The sequence below is a fragment of the Paraburkholderia sp. J8-2 genome, from assembly GCF_905220195.1.
Classification (GTDB): domain Bacteria; phylum Pseudomonadota; class Gammaproteobacteria; order Burkholderiales; family Burkholderiaceae; genus Paraburkholderia.
The window spans coordinates 85,448-97,604 of the sequence record NZ_CAJMZA010000003.1 but is presented as its reverse complement, the minus strand read 5'-3'; the positions used below and the strand labels follow the sequence as shown (position 1 = coordinate 97,604).

Here is a 12,157-nt window from a genome sequence, read left to right as displayed (position 1 = left end):
GGAAATATCGCATGTCGAATGTCGTCGTGGTCGGCGCGCAGTGGGGCGACGAGGGAAAGGGCCGGATCGTGGATTGGCTCGCGGAGAAGGCGGACATCGTCGTTCGTTACAACGGTGGGCACAACGCCGGGCACACGCTGGTGGTGGATGGCCAAACCTACAAGCTCGCGCTGCTCCCGAGCGGCGTGGTGCGCGGCAAGCTCGGCCTGATCGGCAACGGCGTTGCGCTCGACCCCGAAGCGCTTTTCGCAGAGATCGACCGGATGGCGGCGTTGGGCATTCGCGTAACGCCTGAGGTGCTTCAAATCGCCGAAACGGCCACGCTGGTCCTGCCGGTGCACCGCGCCATCGACGCCGCCCAGGAACGCCTGCGCGCGAAGCCGCTGGGCACCACGCTGCGCGGCATTGGGCCGGCCTACGAAGACAAGGTTGGCCGCCGCGGCCTGCGCGTGTGCGATCTTGCCGAACCGGAACTGCTGGCCCGGAAACTCGCCGTCTTGCTCGAGCACCACAACGCGTGGCTTCGCGGTTCGGGCCAGGAGCCGTTCCCGCTCGAGCCGATGTTGAGCAACCTGCTTGCCATGGCGCCGCGCATCCTGCCGTTCGTGGGTCGTGTGTGGGAGCAACTGGATCGCGCTCATTCGTCGGGCAAGCACGTGGTATTCGAAGGCTCGCAGGCGGTCATGCTGGACGTGGATTGGGGCAGCTACCCGTACGTCACATCGTCGAGCACGATTGCCGCCGGCGCGGCCAGTGGCGCCGGCATTGCCCCGGCGCACCTGGGGCGCGTGCTGGGCGTCAGCAAGGTCTATGCAACGCGGGTTGGCGAAGGTCCGTTCACGTCGGAGCTGGACGGAGCGCTCGGTGACGAACTCCGGCAGCGCGGCGGCGAGTACGGCGTCAACACCGGCCGCCCGCGCCGCTGCGGTTGGCTGGACACCGTGCAGCTGCGGCAGAGCTGCAAAGTCGCGGGCATCAACCAGTTGGCGCTGACCAAGCTCGATGTGCTCGATGGCTTCGAGTCGGTGCAGCTCTGCGTGGGCTATATGCTCGACGGGGTGCGCATCGACTATATGCCGTCCACGAACGCCGAGCAGCAGCGCCTTCAGCCGGTCCTCAGGCGTTTCGATGGCTGGGCGGGGTCGACCCGGGGCGTGCGCGCATATGGCGATCTGCCACCGCAGGCAGCGGCGCTGATCGAGGCGATCCACAACGAAGTGGGCGTTCCCGTGGCGATGGTCACCACCGGCCCTGAACGCGACGACGCCATTGTCCTGCAAGCGCCGTTCGCCTAACCTTCGTTGGCCAACCTTGATTGGATCTCGGCGGCGCTGAGGTCGCGCTGATGTGTGGCGATCTGCCAGGTGTTTCCCCACGGATCTCTAACCATCGCGCGCCGGTCGCCGTATGGCAGGTCGGTTGGCGGCTCGAGCGAGATCGCATGTGCCGCCATCGCCCGCTGGTACGTCGAGTCGGTATCCTCGACGTAGACATACAGGAATGCCGGCATTGGATCGCGCAGGCCGTCTGATCCGCTGACCATCACGACGGAATCGCCGATCCTGATTTCGGCAGGCAGCCCGTGGCGGAATTCGCCCTGCGCCAGAAACACCGTCTTGATGAACGCGATCAGGTTTTCCGCGTCCCGCACGACGATTCGCGGCGTGACGGTATGCCATCCATCGGGCTGGAATCTGGCCATGTTGCGCTGCCTCGCAAGAGATTCGCCAGCGCATTGTGCGCCGGGCGCCGGATTGGCGCTAGGCGCGTTTGCGCAGCGGCTCGAGCAATCCCTTCAGGCCGTTATGGTCCAACTCGTGCATCAGCGCGAGCAGCCGGCCGATCTCGCCCGGCGGAAAGCCTTCTCGGGCGAACCAGTTGAGGTAATGCCCGGGCAGGTCGGCGATGAGCCGGCCTTTGTATTTGCCGAAGGGCATGGCGAGGGTGACGAGGCGTTCGAGGTCTGGGGCTTGCATGGGCGTATTGTGCACGGTCTGGGAGCGGCTCGCGACCGGTCAGAGCATTCTGGATGTCGCGCTCAGTATGGGATACGACAGCCCTGGCGCATTCACCTCGATGTTCAAAACGCAGCTTGGGGTGGTGCCAAGCGAGTATTTCCGCGTCAGCGAATAACCGTGTCGCTCAGCTCGAAGTGTCGAAAGACCTTGACCTTCAACTTCACTTGAACGTTATGGTTGTGACTGCCCACCGTGACGTGCAACGCATCGGCGCCAGGTTCCGGTGGCAAAGCGAAAGGGAGTGGTGAGCATGACCAAACGCGTACTGCATGTTGTCAGCAACGTCGCCAGCTATGCCGACCAGGCCGAACCGACCGGCCTCTGGCTATCCGAGCTGACGCATGCATGGCACGTCTTCGCCGGGAAAGGGTATGACCAACGTCTTGTGAGTCCGAAGGGCGGCCTCTCGCCGCTGGAGCCGCGCTCGCTCAAATGGCCGCTGGCCGATGCGTCGGTGAAAGCGTGGCTAAGCGATAAGGACCGCCAGGCACTTCTGGCGACCACGGCGCGCCCCGACCAGATCGACGCGGCAGACTTCGACGCGATCTATTTCACGGGCGGCCACGCCGTCATGTGGGACTTTCCCGACGACGCCGGCCTGCAGCGCATCACCCGCGATATCTACGAACGCGGCGGGGTCGTTTCGTCCGTCTGCCACGGTTACTGCGGACTGCTCAATACAACGCTCTCCGACGGCACACGCCTCGTGGCGCAGCGCCGGGTTACCGGTTATTCATGGGCAGAAGAAGTGCTGGCGGGCGTCGCGAAAAAAGTACCCTACAACGCCGAAGAAGAGATGAAGCGGCGCGGCGCGCGCTACGAAAAAGCCCTGCTGCCGTTCGTCTCGAAGGTCGTTGCCGATGGCCGGCTGGTGACCGGGCAAAACCCGCAGTCGGCGAAGGCGACAGCCGAGCGGGTCGCTTCGTTACTGTGAGGCTCGGCAAGGGCAGGCCAAGCGGCACGCGTGCTAGCGGTCCTTGACCGGCCCGCGACGCTTCGCTTTGCGAAGCGTTGTGACATCCGCGGCCTGCAGAGCCGGCGCTTTCACCTCCCCCGAGCGCATCCGCGACAACACCCGCTTCGCATTGGCGGTGCAATCCATGTCGTGCGGTTTCGTTTCGATTTCCGCCAGAAGCGCGACGAGATGCGCCTTGCTCTGCGCGAGCCGCATTTCCAGTGCTTCGATATCCTGCACCTTGCCGCGCAGCGTTTCGACGAGCGAGCCGTGCTTCCACTGCGTCAGGTCGGGCGGTAGCAGCGTGCGAATCTCGTCCAGACTGAAACCGGCTTGCTGTGCCGACGCAATCAGATCGAGCACCAGCACGGCTTGAGTTGAATACGTCCGATAGCCGTTCGGCTCACGCTCGGGCTTCAGCAGGCCGAGACCCTCGTAGAAGCGAATACGCGAAGCCGCAAGTCCCGTGCGCTGCGCAAGTTCACCGATTTTCATGTTTCCGACACTCCCCGGTCAGACCGAACCTGACCGTCAACTTAACGCTTCGCCCGAATCGCTTCAACCCTCGTCACACGTCATATCGGCTCGAAGCGCAAACCCGCATAGCGAGTCAGACGCTCGATGAAGCGTGCGTCGAATACCGTGGCCGGCGTCCAGAATCCGCCGGGTCGTCCGGCCTTGGCGCCTTCCTCGACGAGATCGCGCGCGAGGCTGATCGCCGCCTGCCCCAGCATCTTGCCGGTCGAGCCGTAACCCGGATCGCGATCTCCGGTCACTTTCACGCGCACGACTTGCCCTTCGTCGGTTCGGCCGAAAAACCGCAAATCGTAGCGACCCGCCCGTTGAGCCTCGGGGCTTGGACCTTCACCCGGTTTGGGCAATAGAAAGCGTTGCATCAAGCTGCGAACCGGGCCGATGACGATGCCCGCCATGAACGCCCCGAGCCCTGCCACGACGGCCAGGGCGCTCAGGCGTCCCTTCAGGCCCGGCCCCGTCAAGACGGCTTCGTCATAGGTGAACTGAGTGCCATAGGCCTTGCCGGACAGCGCATTCGAGCGGTGAACGACGCGCTCGTTCACGGCCGCCATTACGAAGGGCGCGATCCACGCATCGAACGCGGAATCGAACTGAGCGGACCTGATGAAATGCTGGCGCGCGTTGAAGCCGTGATCTTCCGGGCAGAGCACATAGGGATTCATCAGTGCCTTGCGCAAGGACCGATCGGCAGCCGCCTCCTGGACCACGTTGATCACGCTAGCGACCGTGCCGCCCGACGCGCCGCCCTTGAGGGTTCTGACGCGCATCTTGACATGCGTGGCTGGCACACCGAATTGGCGCATCGCGTGTTGCTGCAGAAACCACACGCCCATGTCCGAGGGAACCGAGTCGAAGCCGCAGCAATGCACGATGCGCGCCCCCGTCTTCTGTGCCACCGGTTCGTACTTCTCTATCATTGTTTTGATCCACGGGGTCTCGCCAGTGAGGTCGCAATAATCGGTGCCGCTTTCCGCACAAACCTTGATTAGCGGTTCGCCATAAAGCGCATAGGGGCCGACGGTGGACACGACCACCCTGGTTTGCGCGCACAGCGCTCGCAACTGGGTTTCGCTGGCGGCGTCCGCGATGATGACGGGCAGGGATTGCCCCGCCGCGCCCAGCGAGCGCCTGAGGTCGTCGAGCTTCGCTTGTGATCGGCCCGCAATGGCCCAGCGCAAAGTTTCATGCTGCTGTGCAAGGTGTTCGGCGAGGTATCGCGTCAGGATTTGACCAACGAAGCTAGTGGCCCCAAACACGACAATGTCACAGGCTGGAGCGGTCATAGGCGTTTCCTTGTGTGGCTGCGTGTTAGCGGCGGTGGAATGCGCGCCTCCCTGCTCACGTTCACGCACAATCGAAGACCTTTAGCGGCGTTGGCAAATTCAGAACGACCTGCGCGTCCTTGACCACGTCCATACGAATGATGGTTGAGACGCCCAGTCCGTCGAGCAACTGGCTCAGTGGACCGCCACCGCGCAACAGGGTGACGTTGCGCGGGAAAAGGCGTTGAGCGAACGATAGCGTATTGGTCTGCACCGTGGCCTGATGCCATTGTCCATCGACCCGGTTGACCATGGTCGTCGTCCCCATATGGGATTGAGACACGACATCGCGCAAGGCCGGAAGCGGCGCATTCAAGGTCAGGTCCGGCGCGCCACCCGGGCCGGCAATACGCGCCCTGACATCGGCGCCGATGCTCACATCGATCTGCGCGCGCCATTTGGGCAACTGATAGCCGTACACGCCACGCACCCGCGCGATTTCCGTGCTCACGGGCAGTGCCAGCACATGTGCGAAGAAACTTCGACGCCGCATGGAGTCGAGCAGTTCCAGCGCATGGGACCCGCTCGCGCCAGGCCGACGAATCACGATCGCAACGGAAACTTCGTCGTAGGGGTCGTTATCGCAAACGGCATACGCAAAGAAAGTCAGCGCGACTAGCCCGAAGCCCGGGAATGCCCGAAGCGGCTCCAGCGGGGTCGGCAACATCGCTCGCAGCCGGGACAAGGGAGCGAGAAAGAGCACCTGGACATTGTGCGTGCGATAGTAGAAGTTAGGCGCCCACGTCGGACCCACTCGCGAGTTAACCAGTTGCTTTGGAATCCTGCGGAAATAGTCGATATTGCCCGCAGCAGGGTCCCGCGCCACTTCGTCGAGGTTCGGGTTCATCCGGAAGCGGTCGTAGTAGCCGCCTGCCGGCACCTCGACCTTATGCAGTCCAAATTCGACCTGTGTGTAGCGCCTTTCCATGTTCGCTGACCTTTCCCGATGTTTAACCTGGCACGCGCCGGCATGCAGCGCGATATGCAGGACTTCAGCCAGCACTTTAAGGTTAAACTCAACTTGAAGGTCAAGCGTCCAGATGCGGCTAGTCCGGGCTGCCCTTGTTCACCTCGCGAAAGGGGTTGACATTAAAGTTGACTTCAACCTTAAAGTCGAACCTCGATCCAACGAGGTGAACCGATGAACGTGTTCGACAAGCTGCCATTGCCCAACGGGTCCATGATCCGGAACCGCATCGCCAAGGCCGCCATGGAAGAAAACATGGCTGACGCCGACCACGCCCCGTCCGGGCAACTGATGCGTCTGTATCAGGCGTGGGCGCAAGGCGGCGCCGGGTTGCTCATTACCGGCAACGTGATGGTCGACAGCCGCGCCATGACCGGACCGGGCGGGGTCGTGCTCGAGAATGACAAGCACCTCGAAGCATTCCGGCGTTGGGCGCAGATCGGCCGTTCGAAGGGCGCGCAATTCTGGCTGCAGATCAATCATCCGGGACGGCAGATGCGGGCCAATCTTGGCCAGCAGACATGGGCGCCTTCGGCTGTCCCGCTGGCGCTGGGCAAGATGTCGAAGCACTTCAATACGCCCCACGCGATGACGAGCGAAGTGATTGAAGACGTGATCCAGCGCTTTGCGCGCACGGCGCGGCTGGGCGAGCTGGCTGGCTTCACGGGCGTCGAGATCCACGCGGCGCACGGCTATTTGCTAAGCCAGTTTCTTTCCCCGCTCACTAACCTGCGAACGGATCAATGGGGCGGTTCGCTCGAGAACCGGGCTCGCCTGTTGCTGGAGATCGTCAAAGCCGTTCGTGCGGTGGTTTCCCCGCGGTTCGCCGTGGCCGTCAAGCTGAACTCCGCCGATTTCCAGCGCGGGGGTTTCAGTGCCGATGATGCCCGGCACGTCGTGACGTTGCTCAACGATCTCACAGTCGGCCTGGTGGAACTGTCCGGGGGCAGCTATGAAGCCCCGGCCATGCAAGGCGATGCTCGCGATGGGCGCACCCTGGCCCGCGAAGCCTATTTCGTGGAATTCGCCCGCGATATCCGGACGATCGCGAAGATGCCCGTGATGGTCACGGGCGGCATTCGCCGCCGCACCGTTGCCGAACAGGTCATTGCGAGCGGGGTGGACATGGTCGGTATTGGCACCGCCCTGGCGATCGATCCGGGTTTGCCCCGCGACTGGCGTGCCGGCAAAGACAACGCGCCGGCGCTTGCGCCAATCACATGGAAGAACAAACCGCTGGCCTCGCTGGCCAACATGGCTGCAGTCAAGTTTCAGTTGCGCAGATTGAGCCGGGGAAAGACGCCTGATCCGACAGTGTCGCCGTTGCGAGCGCTGATCGTGCAACAACTGGCGGACGTGGCGCGCACCCGCAAATACCGGCGCTGGATGACGCAGCGCCTGAACGTCAGCGTCGGATAGCGGCGCCTGATAGGCAAACCCGCGCGCCGTTCCTCACGGCACCCCGTTCGCGCAATGCAACGCAAACCCGGGGCGTTCGGTGAGCCGCTCGAAATACGCGGAAACGGCGGGCAAACGGGGATGCTCGAACGGCGTGCCGAACCAGCGGTTCACCGACAACCCAACGGGAATATCCGCAAGCGAAAATTGCGAGCCGGCAACGAACGCGCCGGTTGCCTGCAGCCGCGCGTCGAGAATGCGCATGTGGCGGGTCCAGGTGTCGACCGAAAGGGCAATGTCGTTCGTCGCCTGGTGAGCGGGCGACGCTCGGACCAGACCGAGAAATGCATAGCTCCACGAGCGGTTCAGATCGGTCGCCTGCCAGTCGATCCATTGATCGACGCGCGCACGCATCACGGCATCGGCAGGATAGAGATGCGCGCCGCCATAGCGCGACGCCAGATAGCGGATGATGGTGTTCGACTCCCACAGAACGAAATCGCCGTCCTTGATGACCGGCACGAGCGCATTGGGATTCAATGCGAGGAACTCGGGCTCATGTGTCGAGCGAAAGCCCGCGCCCCAATCCTCCCGCTCGAAGGGAAGGTTCAATTCGACACAGGTCCAGAGCACCTTGCGAACGTTGATGGACGATGCCTTGCCAAGGATGTTGAGCATATCGAGAGGGCCGGGAAGGGAAACCGCACGCGTGCACGATACGTCACGCGTCGGGCCGGCGCCATGTACAGTTGCCCGAACACGCGCCGCTGCAGTGCCTGGCCGCGCTTGCAATCCGCACGCAACCGGCGCATGGTTCAACGACTTGCCCCCCGCTCGAATCAGGAGACTCGACGATGTCGCTCGCGCTATATGGTCACCCGTTTTCCTCGTACACGCAGAAAGTGCTCGTCGCGCTGTACGAGAACAACACACCGTTCGAATTTCGCGGCATCGGTCCGGATTCGCCCGAACATACGGCGCAGTGGCTGCAACGCTGGCCGCTGCGCAAGTTTCCGGTGCTCGTGGACGGCGAGCGCAACGTTGCGGAAACAAGCATCATCATCGAATACCTGCAGCTCGAGCATCCCGGGCCGGTACGCCTGCTGCCCGCCGATCCCATGGCCGCGCTCGACGTGCGCTTTCTCGACCGCTTTTTCGACTTGCATGTCATGACGCCCGTGCAACGCGCCGTGGACGGCGCGTTGACCGGCGACCCGGCGAGGCGCGACGAAGGGCGGGCCTTTGCGGCCGAAAAGCTCGAACTTGCTTATGCATGGCTCGAAGGCCATCTCGCGGGCAAAACCTGGGCGGCGGGCGAGGACTACACGATGGCGGATTGCGCCGCGTCTTCGTCGCTTTTCTACGCGGACTGGACGCATCGCATCGCCCCGGCGTATCCCGTGCTGCGCGCCTATCGCGAGCGCCTGCTCGCGCGGCCTTCGTACGCGCGTGCCGTGAACGAGGCGCGGCCATACCGCCCGCTCTTTCCGCTCGGCGCACCGGATCGCGACTGACGTGATTCGGTAAGGTATCCGAATGACTGCGCGAAGAAAAAGTACAGAGAGACAAGCCTGCCCGCACCAACGCCTCAGGCGCTTTCGCGCTCCTTAAGCCGTTTGCGGTGCGCGGCAACTTTCGCCCGATTCCCGCAGATCGCCATGCTGCACCAGCGGCGCGCGTGGCCGCGCGTGTGGTCGGCGAAGAGCAGCGTGCATTTCGGCCCTTCGCACGCTTTCACGTGCGTGAAGTCTTGCTCGCACACCAGTTGCGCCAGCGCTTCGGCAATCGGCATCAACAGCGATTCCGGCGTTTTCCAGCGCCGGTTCACGCGGTACTCGAACGCCGCCGCGCCTTCGCGACCGGCTGCAACGACCTCGCCGTAGCGATCGTCGCGCGCGAGCAGGTCGTTCAGCAGCGCAAGTTCGCCCAGATCAGAGCCGGCTAGCGGCCGGCCTTTTCTTTCCCGCACGAAGCCCCGGAACCATTCGCGCAGGGCGCGCGCCTCGCCAGCAACCGTGTCGAACTCGGCGGCCGTGAACTGCGCGCGCAGGGCGGCGAGCGCCGATGCGGGGACCATGCCCGCCTGTTCGAGCCACGACAGCAAACCTTCACCGTCGGCGATCCAGTCGAAGGGCACGTCCACCGGTGTCGCGACCGAGTTCAGGAAGTCGAGTCCGGGCGCGTCGGCCACGAATATCGCAGGGATTGGACGGTAGTCCATGTTCTTGCCGCAAAAAGGGTAATCAGGGTGCATTCAGTGTAACCATCAAAATCGTTCTTGACAAGTTACATCACCGATGAGTAACCTCTAAAACGTCGTTTGTATGGTTACTCACGGTGACGGCGCAGCGCGATCGATGTCGCGGTCAGCGTCACTTTCCTGGGAGCAGGGCATGTCTCACGGCAATACGAGGGTGGTGCTGGCGCACGGCGCATGGGCGGACGGGTCGAGCTGGAGCAAGGTGATCGAACGGCTGAGCGGTCAGGGCATCGACGCGGTGGCCGCGCCGCTTCCGCTCACATCGCTCGGTGACGACGTGGCGGCGCTCGAGCGCACGCTCGAACGCGTCGACGGGCCGGTCGTGCTGGCCGGTCATGCGTACGCGGGCGCCGTAATCGGCGCGACGCGCGCCGCGAACGTCGCGGCGCTGGTGTACGTGGCCGCGCTCGCGCCCGACGAGGGCGAGACCGTGGCCGACGTGTTCTATCGCGGCAAGACGCACCCGCAGGCGCCGCAACTCGCGCCCGACCGCCACGGCTGGATCTGGCTGCCGCACGAGGCGTTCGCCAATGCGTTCGCACAACACGCCACGCCGCAGGAGGCGGCGGCGCTCGCCGCAATCCAGCGTCCCATTGCGGCGGCATGCATTGGCGAAGCGGTGGCGCGTCCGCGATGGAGAGACCGCCCGGCCTGGTTTCTCGTCGCCGGCGAGGACCGCATGATCGATCCCGGCACGCAGCGCTTCATGGCAAGCCGCATGAACGCCCAGATCCACGCCCACGAAGTCGACCACACGCCGAGCGTCACGGCGCCCGACGCCGTGGTGCAAGTCATTGCCGAAGCTGTTCGGTCCGTCTCTTCGCGCTGACCCGCGCGATTGTCCATTCATCTGTCCGTTCATCTCTGGAGGAACCCATGGCAGCCATTACCTACCGCCGCGCCGATGTCGACGGTTTCAACGTGTTCTACCGCGAAGCCGGGCGCACCGGCGCACCGAAGCTCCTGCTCCTGCACGGCTTTCCGAGCGCCGGCCACATGTTCCGCGACCTCATTCCGAAGCTCGCCGAACGCTTCCATATCGTCGCGCCGGACCTGCCGGGCTTCGGTCAATCGGACTTGCCGGACCGGGACCAATTCGCGTACACGTTCGAGAACATCGCGAACGTGATCGCGCGCTTTACCGAACGCATCGGCTTCGACCGGTTCGCGGTGTACGTATTCGACTACGGCGCGCCCACGGGCTTTCGTCTCGCGCTGGCGCATCCCGAGCGCATCACGGCGATCATTTCGCAAAACGGCAATGCCTACGAGGAGGGCCTCAGCGACGGCTGGAATCCGATTCGCGCTTACTGGCAGGACCCGTCGCCCACGAATCGCGACGCGCTGCGCGCCATGCTCACGCGCGAAGCGACGATCTGGCAATACACGCACGGTGTGCCCGATGCGTCGGCGGTGTCGCCGGACGGCTATTCGCTCGACGACTACTACATGAACCGACCCGGCGCGCGAGAGATCCAGCTCGACCTGTTCCGCGATTACCGCAGCAACGTGGCGCTGTACCCCGCGTTTCAAGCGTACTTCCGCAAGCACCAGCCGCGGTTTCTCGCCGTGTGGGGCAAGAACGATCCGTTCTTTCTGCCGCCCGGCGCAGAGGCATTCAAGCGCGACTTGCCGCAAGCAGTGGTGCGCTTTTTCGACACCGGGCACTTCGCACTGGAAACGCACGCCGACGAGATCGGCACGGCGATCACGCAGTTTCTCGAATGATGATTCGCAATACTGATCGAACGAGGAGTGGGAAGATGTTTGGAAAAGTCGCAATCGTAACGGGCGCAAGTCAGGGCATTGGCCGATCGACGGCCGTGAGGCTGGCGCGCGACTTCGACGCTGTCGCCGTGGTGGCGCGCAACCGCGAGCAACTCGAGCAGACCGCCGCACAGGTGAGGGAGGCAGGCGCCGAAGCGCTCGTCATCGACATCGACCTGTCGCGTGTCGAAGCTGCGCGACACGTGGTGGAGCAAACGCTCGCGGCGTTCGGGCGCATCGACGCGCTGCTCAACATTGCGGGCGCGGTGCCGCAGATCGATCTGTTCGAAATGACCGACGAGCAATGGGAGGCCGGCCTCGCGCTGAAACTGCACGGCGCGAGACGTTTGACGATCGAAGCCTGGCCGGCGCTGAAGGCGAGTTCCGGCGCGGTCGTGCTGATGTCGGGCAATTCGGCCGTGTTTCCGAAGGCGCCCTATGCGGCAGTCGGCACGATCAACGCGGCGATTGTCGCGCTCGCGAAGGCGTTTTCGGACCGCGGCATCGCAGACGGCGTGCAGGTCAACAGCGTGCTGCCCGGCCCCGTGATGACGGGCCGCCGCCAGTCGTATCTGGAGTACTGGGCGCCGCTGCACGACATGAGCGTGGCGGAAGCTACGGCGAAATTCCCGGCCGAAGCGGGCATTGCGCGCTACGGCACGCCCGAGGAGATTGCCGAACTGATGGCGTTCATCGTCTCGCCCAGCGCGCACTGGATGACCGGCACGACGCTCAGAATGGACGGCGGCGAGGTCAAGTCGATCTGAGCGCCGAAGGCGCGCCGGGAGCTGTGCTGGCGCGCCTGGTCGTACGAGATGGATGCATGAACAACCAATGACGCAGGCGCTCGCCTGCGTTTTCGCATGGGTCCGCCATTTTGCCCACATGGCGCGTACCGGGTATCATCACGACCTCGTCGGTAATACATCAACG

At 63.9% G+C, this 12,157-nt stretch carries 15 protein-coding genes; 8 read left to right on the top strand and 7 right to left on the bottom strand.

Translation table 11 applies throughout. From position 1 onward, the window contains the following. Positions 1–11 precede the first annotated feature (11 nt). Positions 12–1,295, top strand: a complete 1,284-nt coding sequence (locus U5A52_RS09310; RefSeq protein WP_321934575.1) for an adenylosuccinate synthase — start codon at positions 12–14, stop codon at positions 1,293–1,295. Here the strand turns inward: U5A52_RS09310 and U5A52_RS09305 are convergent. Then, complete coding sequence (locus U5A52_RS09305; protein ID WP_321934574.1) at positions 1,292–1,702, bottom strand: VOC family protein; 411 nt, start codon at positions 1,700–1,702, stop codon at positions 1,292–1,294. The two genes, U5A52_RS09310 and U5A52_RS09305, sit on opposite strands and share 4 nt — an antisense overlap. Before the next feature lie 58 nt (positions 1,703–1,760). Further along, entirely contained in the window at positions 1,761–1,976 is a 216-nt protein-coding gene (locus U5A52_RS09300) for a DUF3820 family protein (protein ID WP_158761255.1), read from the bottom strand. Between U5A52_RS09300 and U5A52_RS09295 the strand changes: the two genes are divergently transcribed. Both U5A52_RS09295 and U5A52_RS09290 read left to right on the top strand, forming a co-directional pair. Beyond that, complete coding sequence (locus U5A52_RS09295) at positions 1,906–2,133, top strand: helix-turn-helix domain-containing protein (RefSeq protein WP_321934573.1); 228 nt, start codon at positions 1,906–1,908, stop codon at positions 2,131–2,133. The genes U5A52_RS09300 and U5A52_RS09295 overlap by 71 nt on opposite strands. Before the next feature lie 135 nt (positions 2,134–2,268). Then, entirely contained in the window at positions 2,269–2,952 is a 684-nt protein-coding gene (locus tag U5A52_RS09290; RefSeq protein ID WP_321908394.1) for a type 1 glutamine amidotransferase domain-containing protein, read from the top strand. 33 nt (positions 2,953–2,985) lie between these two features. On the opposite strand, the gene U5A52_RS09285 is transcribed toward U5A52_RS09290, so the two are convergent. The 3 genes from U5A52_RS09285 to U5A52_RS09275 form a co-directional block, all read right to left on the bottom strand. Next, the gene (locus tag U5A52_RS09285) at positions 2,986–3,468 is read right to left on the bottom strand and encodes a MerR family transcriptional regulator (RefSeq protein ID WP_321934572.1); all 483 of its coding nucleotides are present in this window, start codon (positions 3,466–3,468) and stop codon (positions 2,986–2,988) included. Between the two features lie 80 nt (positions 3,469–3,548). Further along, complete coding sequence (locus tag U5A52_RS09280) at positions 3,549–4,793, bottom strand: saccharopine dehydrogenase family protein (RefSeq protein WP_321934802.1); 1,245 nt, start codon at positions 4,791–4,793, stop codon at positions 3,549–3,551. Positions 4,794–4,854: 61 nt separating this feature from the next. Further along, complete coding sequence (locus U5A52_RS09275) at positions 4,855–5,760, bottom strand: acetoacetate decarboxylase (protein WP_321934571.1); 906 nt, start codon at positions 5,758–5,760, stop codon at positions 4,855–4,857. A 213-nt stretch (positions 5,761–5,973) separates the two neighbouring features. Between U5A52_RS09275 and U5A52_RS09270 the strand changes: the two genes are divergently transcribed. Next, the gene (locus U5A52_RS09270; RefSeq protein ID WP_321934570.1) at positions 5,974–7,218 is read left to right on the top strand and encodes an NADH:flavin oxidoreductase/NADH oxidase family protein; all 1,245 of its coding nucleotides are present in this window, start codon (positions 5,974–5,976) and stop codon (positions 7,216–7,218) included. A 33-nt stretch (positions 7,219–7,251) separates the two neighbouring features. On the opposite strand, the gene U5A52_RS09265 is transcribed toward U5A52_RS09270, so the two are convergent. Further along, entirely contained in the window at positions 7,252–7,875 is a 624-nt protein-coding gene (locus tag U5A52_RS09265; protein WP_321934569.1) for a glutathione S-transferase, read from the bottom strand. 176 nt (positions 7,876–8,051) lie between these two features. Here U5A52_RS09265 and U5A52_RS09260 point away from each other — a divergent pair, with 176 nt between their 5' ends. Then, entirely contained in the window at positions 8,052–8,711 is a 660-nt protein-coding gene (locus U5A52_RS09260; protein ID WP_321908404.1) for a glutathione S-transferase family protein, read from the top strand. Between the two features lie 74 nt (positions 8,712–8,785). Here U5A52_RS09260 and U5A52_RS09255 read toward each other — a convergent pair whose 3' ends face one another. Next, positions 8,786–9,418: a CGNR zinc finger domain-containing protein gene (locus U5A52_RS09255; protein WP_321908407.1), complete on the bottom strand. Its 633-nt coding sequence runs from the start codon at positions 9,416–9,418 to the stop codon at positions 8,786–8,788. Positions 9,419–9,590: 172 nt separating this feature from the next. Here U5A52_RS09255 and U5A52_RS09250 point away from each other — a divergent pair, with 172 nt between their 5' ends. The 3 genes from U5A52_RS09250 to U5A52_RS09240 are packed head-to-tail and all read left to right on the top strand — an operon-like array spanning position 9,591 to position 11,991. Then, positions 9,591–10,286 carry an alpha/beta hydrolase gene (locus U5A52_RS09250; RefSeq protein WP_321908409.1) on the top strand — a complete coding sequence of 232 codons (696 nt, stop codon included), beginning with the start codon at positions 9,591–9,593 and terminating at the stop codon, positions 10,284–10,286. 47 nt (positions 10,287–10,333) lie between these two features. Further along, positions 10,334–11,185, top strand: coding sequence for an alpha/beta hydrolase (locus U5A52_RS09245; protein WP_321908411.1), 852 nt, complete (start codon positions 10,334–10,336; stop codon positions 11,183–11,185). A gap of 35 nt (positions 11,186–11,220) precedes the next feature. Then, positions 11,221–11,991 (top strand): SDR family oxidoreductase, encoded by a 771-nt coding sequence (locus U5A52_RS09240; protein ID WP_321934568.1) that lies wholly within the window; start codon positions 11,221–11,223, stop codon positions 11,989–11,991. Positions 11,992–12,157: the final 166 nt, after the last annotated feature.

Bases quoted from the DNA above. Each gene is read 5' to 3' on its own strand.
- U5A52_RS09310 (WP_321934575.1), top strand. From the start codon at position 12: ATGTCGAATGTCGTCGTGGTCGGCGCGCAGTGGGGCGACGAGGGAAAG.
- U5A52_RS09305 (WP_321934574.1), bottom strand. From the start codon at position 1,702: ATGGCCAGATTCCAGCCCGATGGATGGCATACCGTCACGCCGCGAATC.
- U5A52_RS09295 (WP_321934573.1), top strand. From the start codon at position 1,906: ATGAGCCGGCCTTTGTATTTGCCGAAGGGCATGGCGAGGGTGACGAGG.
- U5A52_RS09300 (WP_158761255.1), bottom strand. From the start codon at position 1,976: ATGCAAGCCCCAGACCTCGAACGCCTCGTCACCCTCGCCATGCCCTTC.
- U5A52_RS09290 (WP_321908394.1), top strand. From the start codon at position 2,269: ATGACCAAACGCGTACTGCATGTTGTCAGCAACGTCGCCAGCTATGCC.
- U5A52_RS09285 (WP_321934572.1), bottom strand. From the start codon at position 3,468: ATGAAAATCGGTGAACTTGCGCAGCGCACGGGACTTGCGGCTTCGCGT.
- U5A52_RS09280 (WP_321934802.1), bottom strand. From the start codon at position 4,793: ATGACCGCTCCAGCCTGTGACATTGTCGTGTTTGGGGCCACTAGCTTC.
- U5A52_RS09275 (WP_321934571.1), bottom strand. From the start codon at position 5,760: ATGGAAAGGCGCTACACACAGGTCGAATTTGGACTGCATAAGGTCGAG.
- U5A52_RS09270 (WP_321934570.1), top strand. From the start codon at position 5,974: ATGAACGTGTTCGACAAGCTGCCATTGCCCAACGGGTCCATGATCCGG.
- U5A52_RS09265 (WP_321934569.1), bottom strand. From the start codon at position 7,875: ATGCTCAACATCCTTGGCAAGGCATCGTCCATCAACGTTCGCAAGGTG.
- U5A52_RS09260 (WP_321908404.1), top strand. From the start codon at position 8,052: ATGTCGCTCGCGCTATATGGTCACCCGTTTTCCTCGTACACGCAGAAA.
- U5A52_RS09255 (WP_321908407.1), bottom strand. From the start codon at position 9,418: ATGGACTACCGTCCAATCCCTGCGATATTCGTGGCCGACGCGCCCGGA.
- U5A52_RS09250 (WP_321908409.1), top strand. From the start codon at position 9,591: ATGTCTCACGGCAATACGAGGGTGGTGCTGGCGCACGGCGCATGGGCG.
- U5A52_RS09245 (WP_321908411.1), top strand. From the start codon at position 10,334: ATGGCAGCCATTACCTACCGCCGCGCCGATGTCGACGGTTTCAACGTG.
- U5A52_RS09240 (WP_321934568.1), top strand. From the start codon at position 11,221: ATGTTTGGAAAAGTCGCAATCGTAACGGGCGCAAGTCAGGGCATTGGC.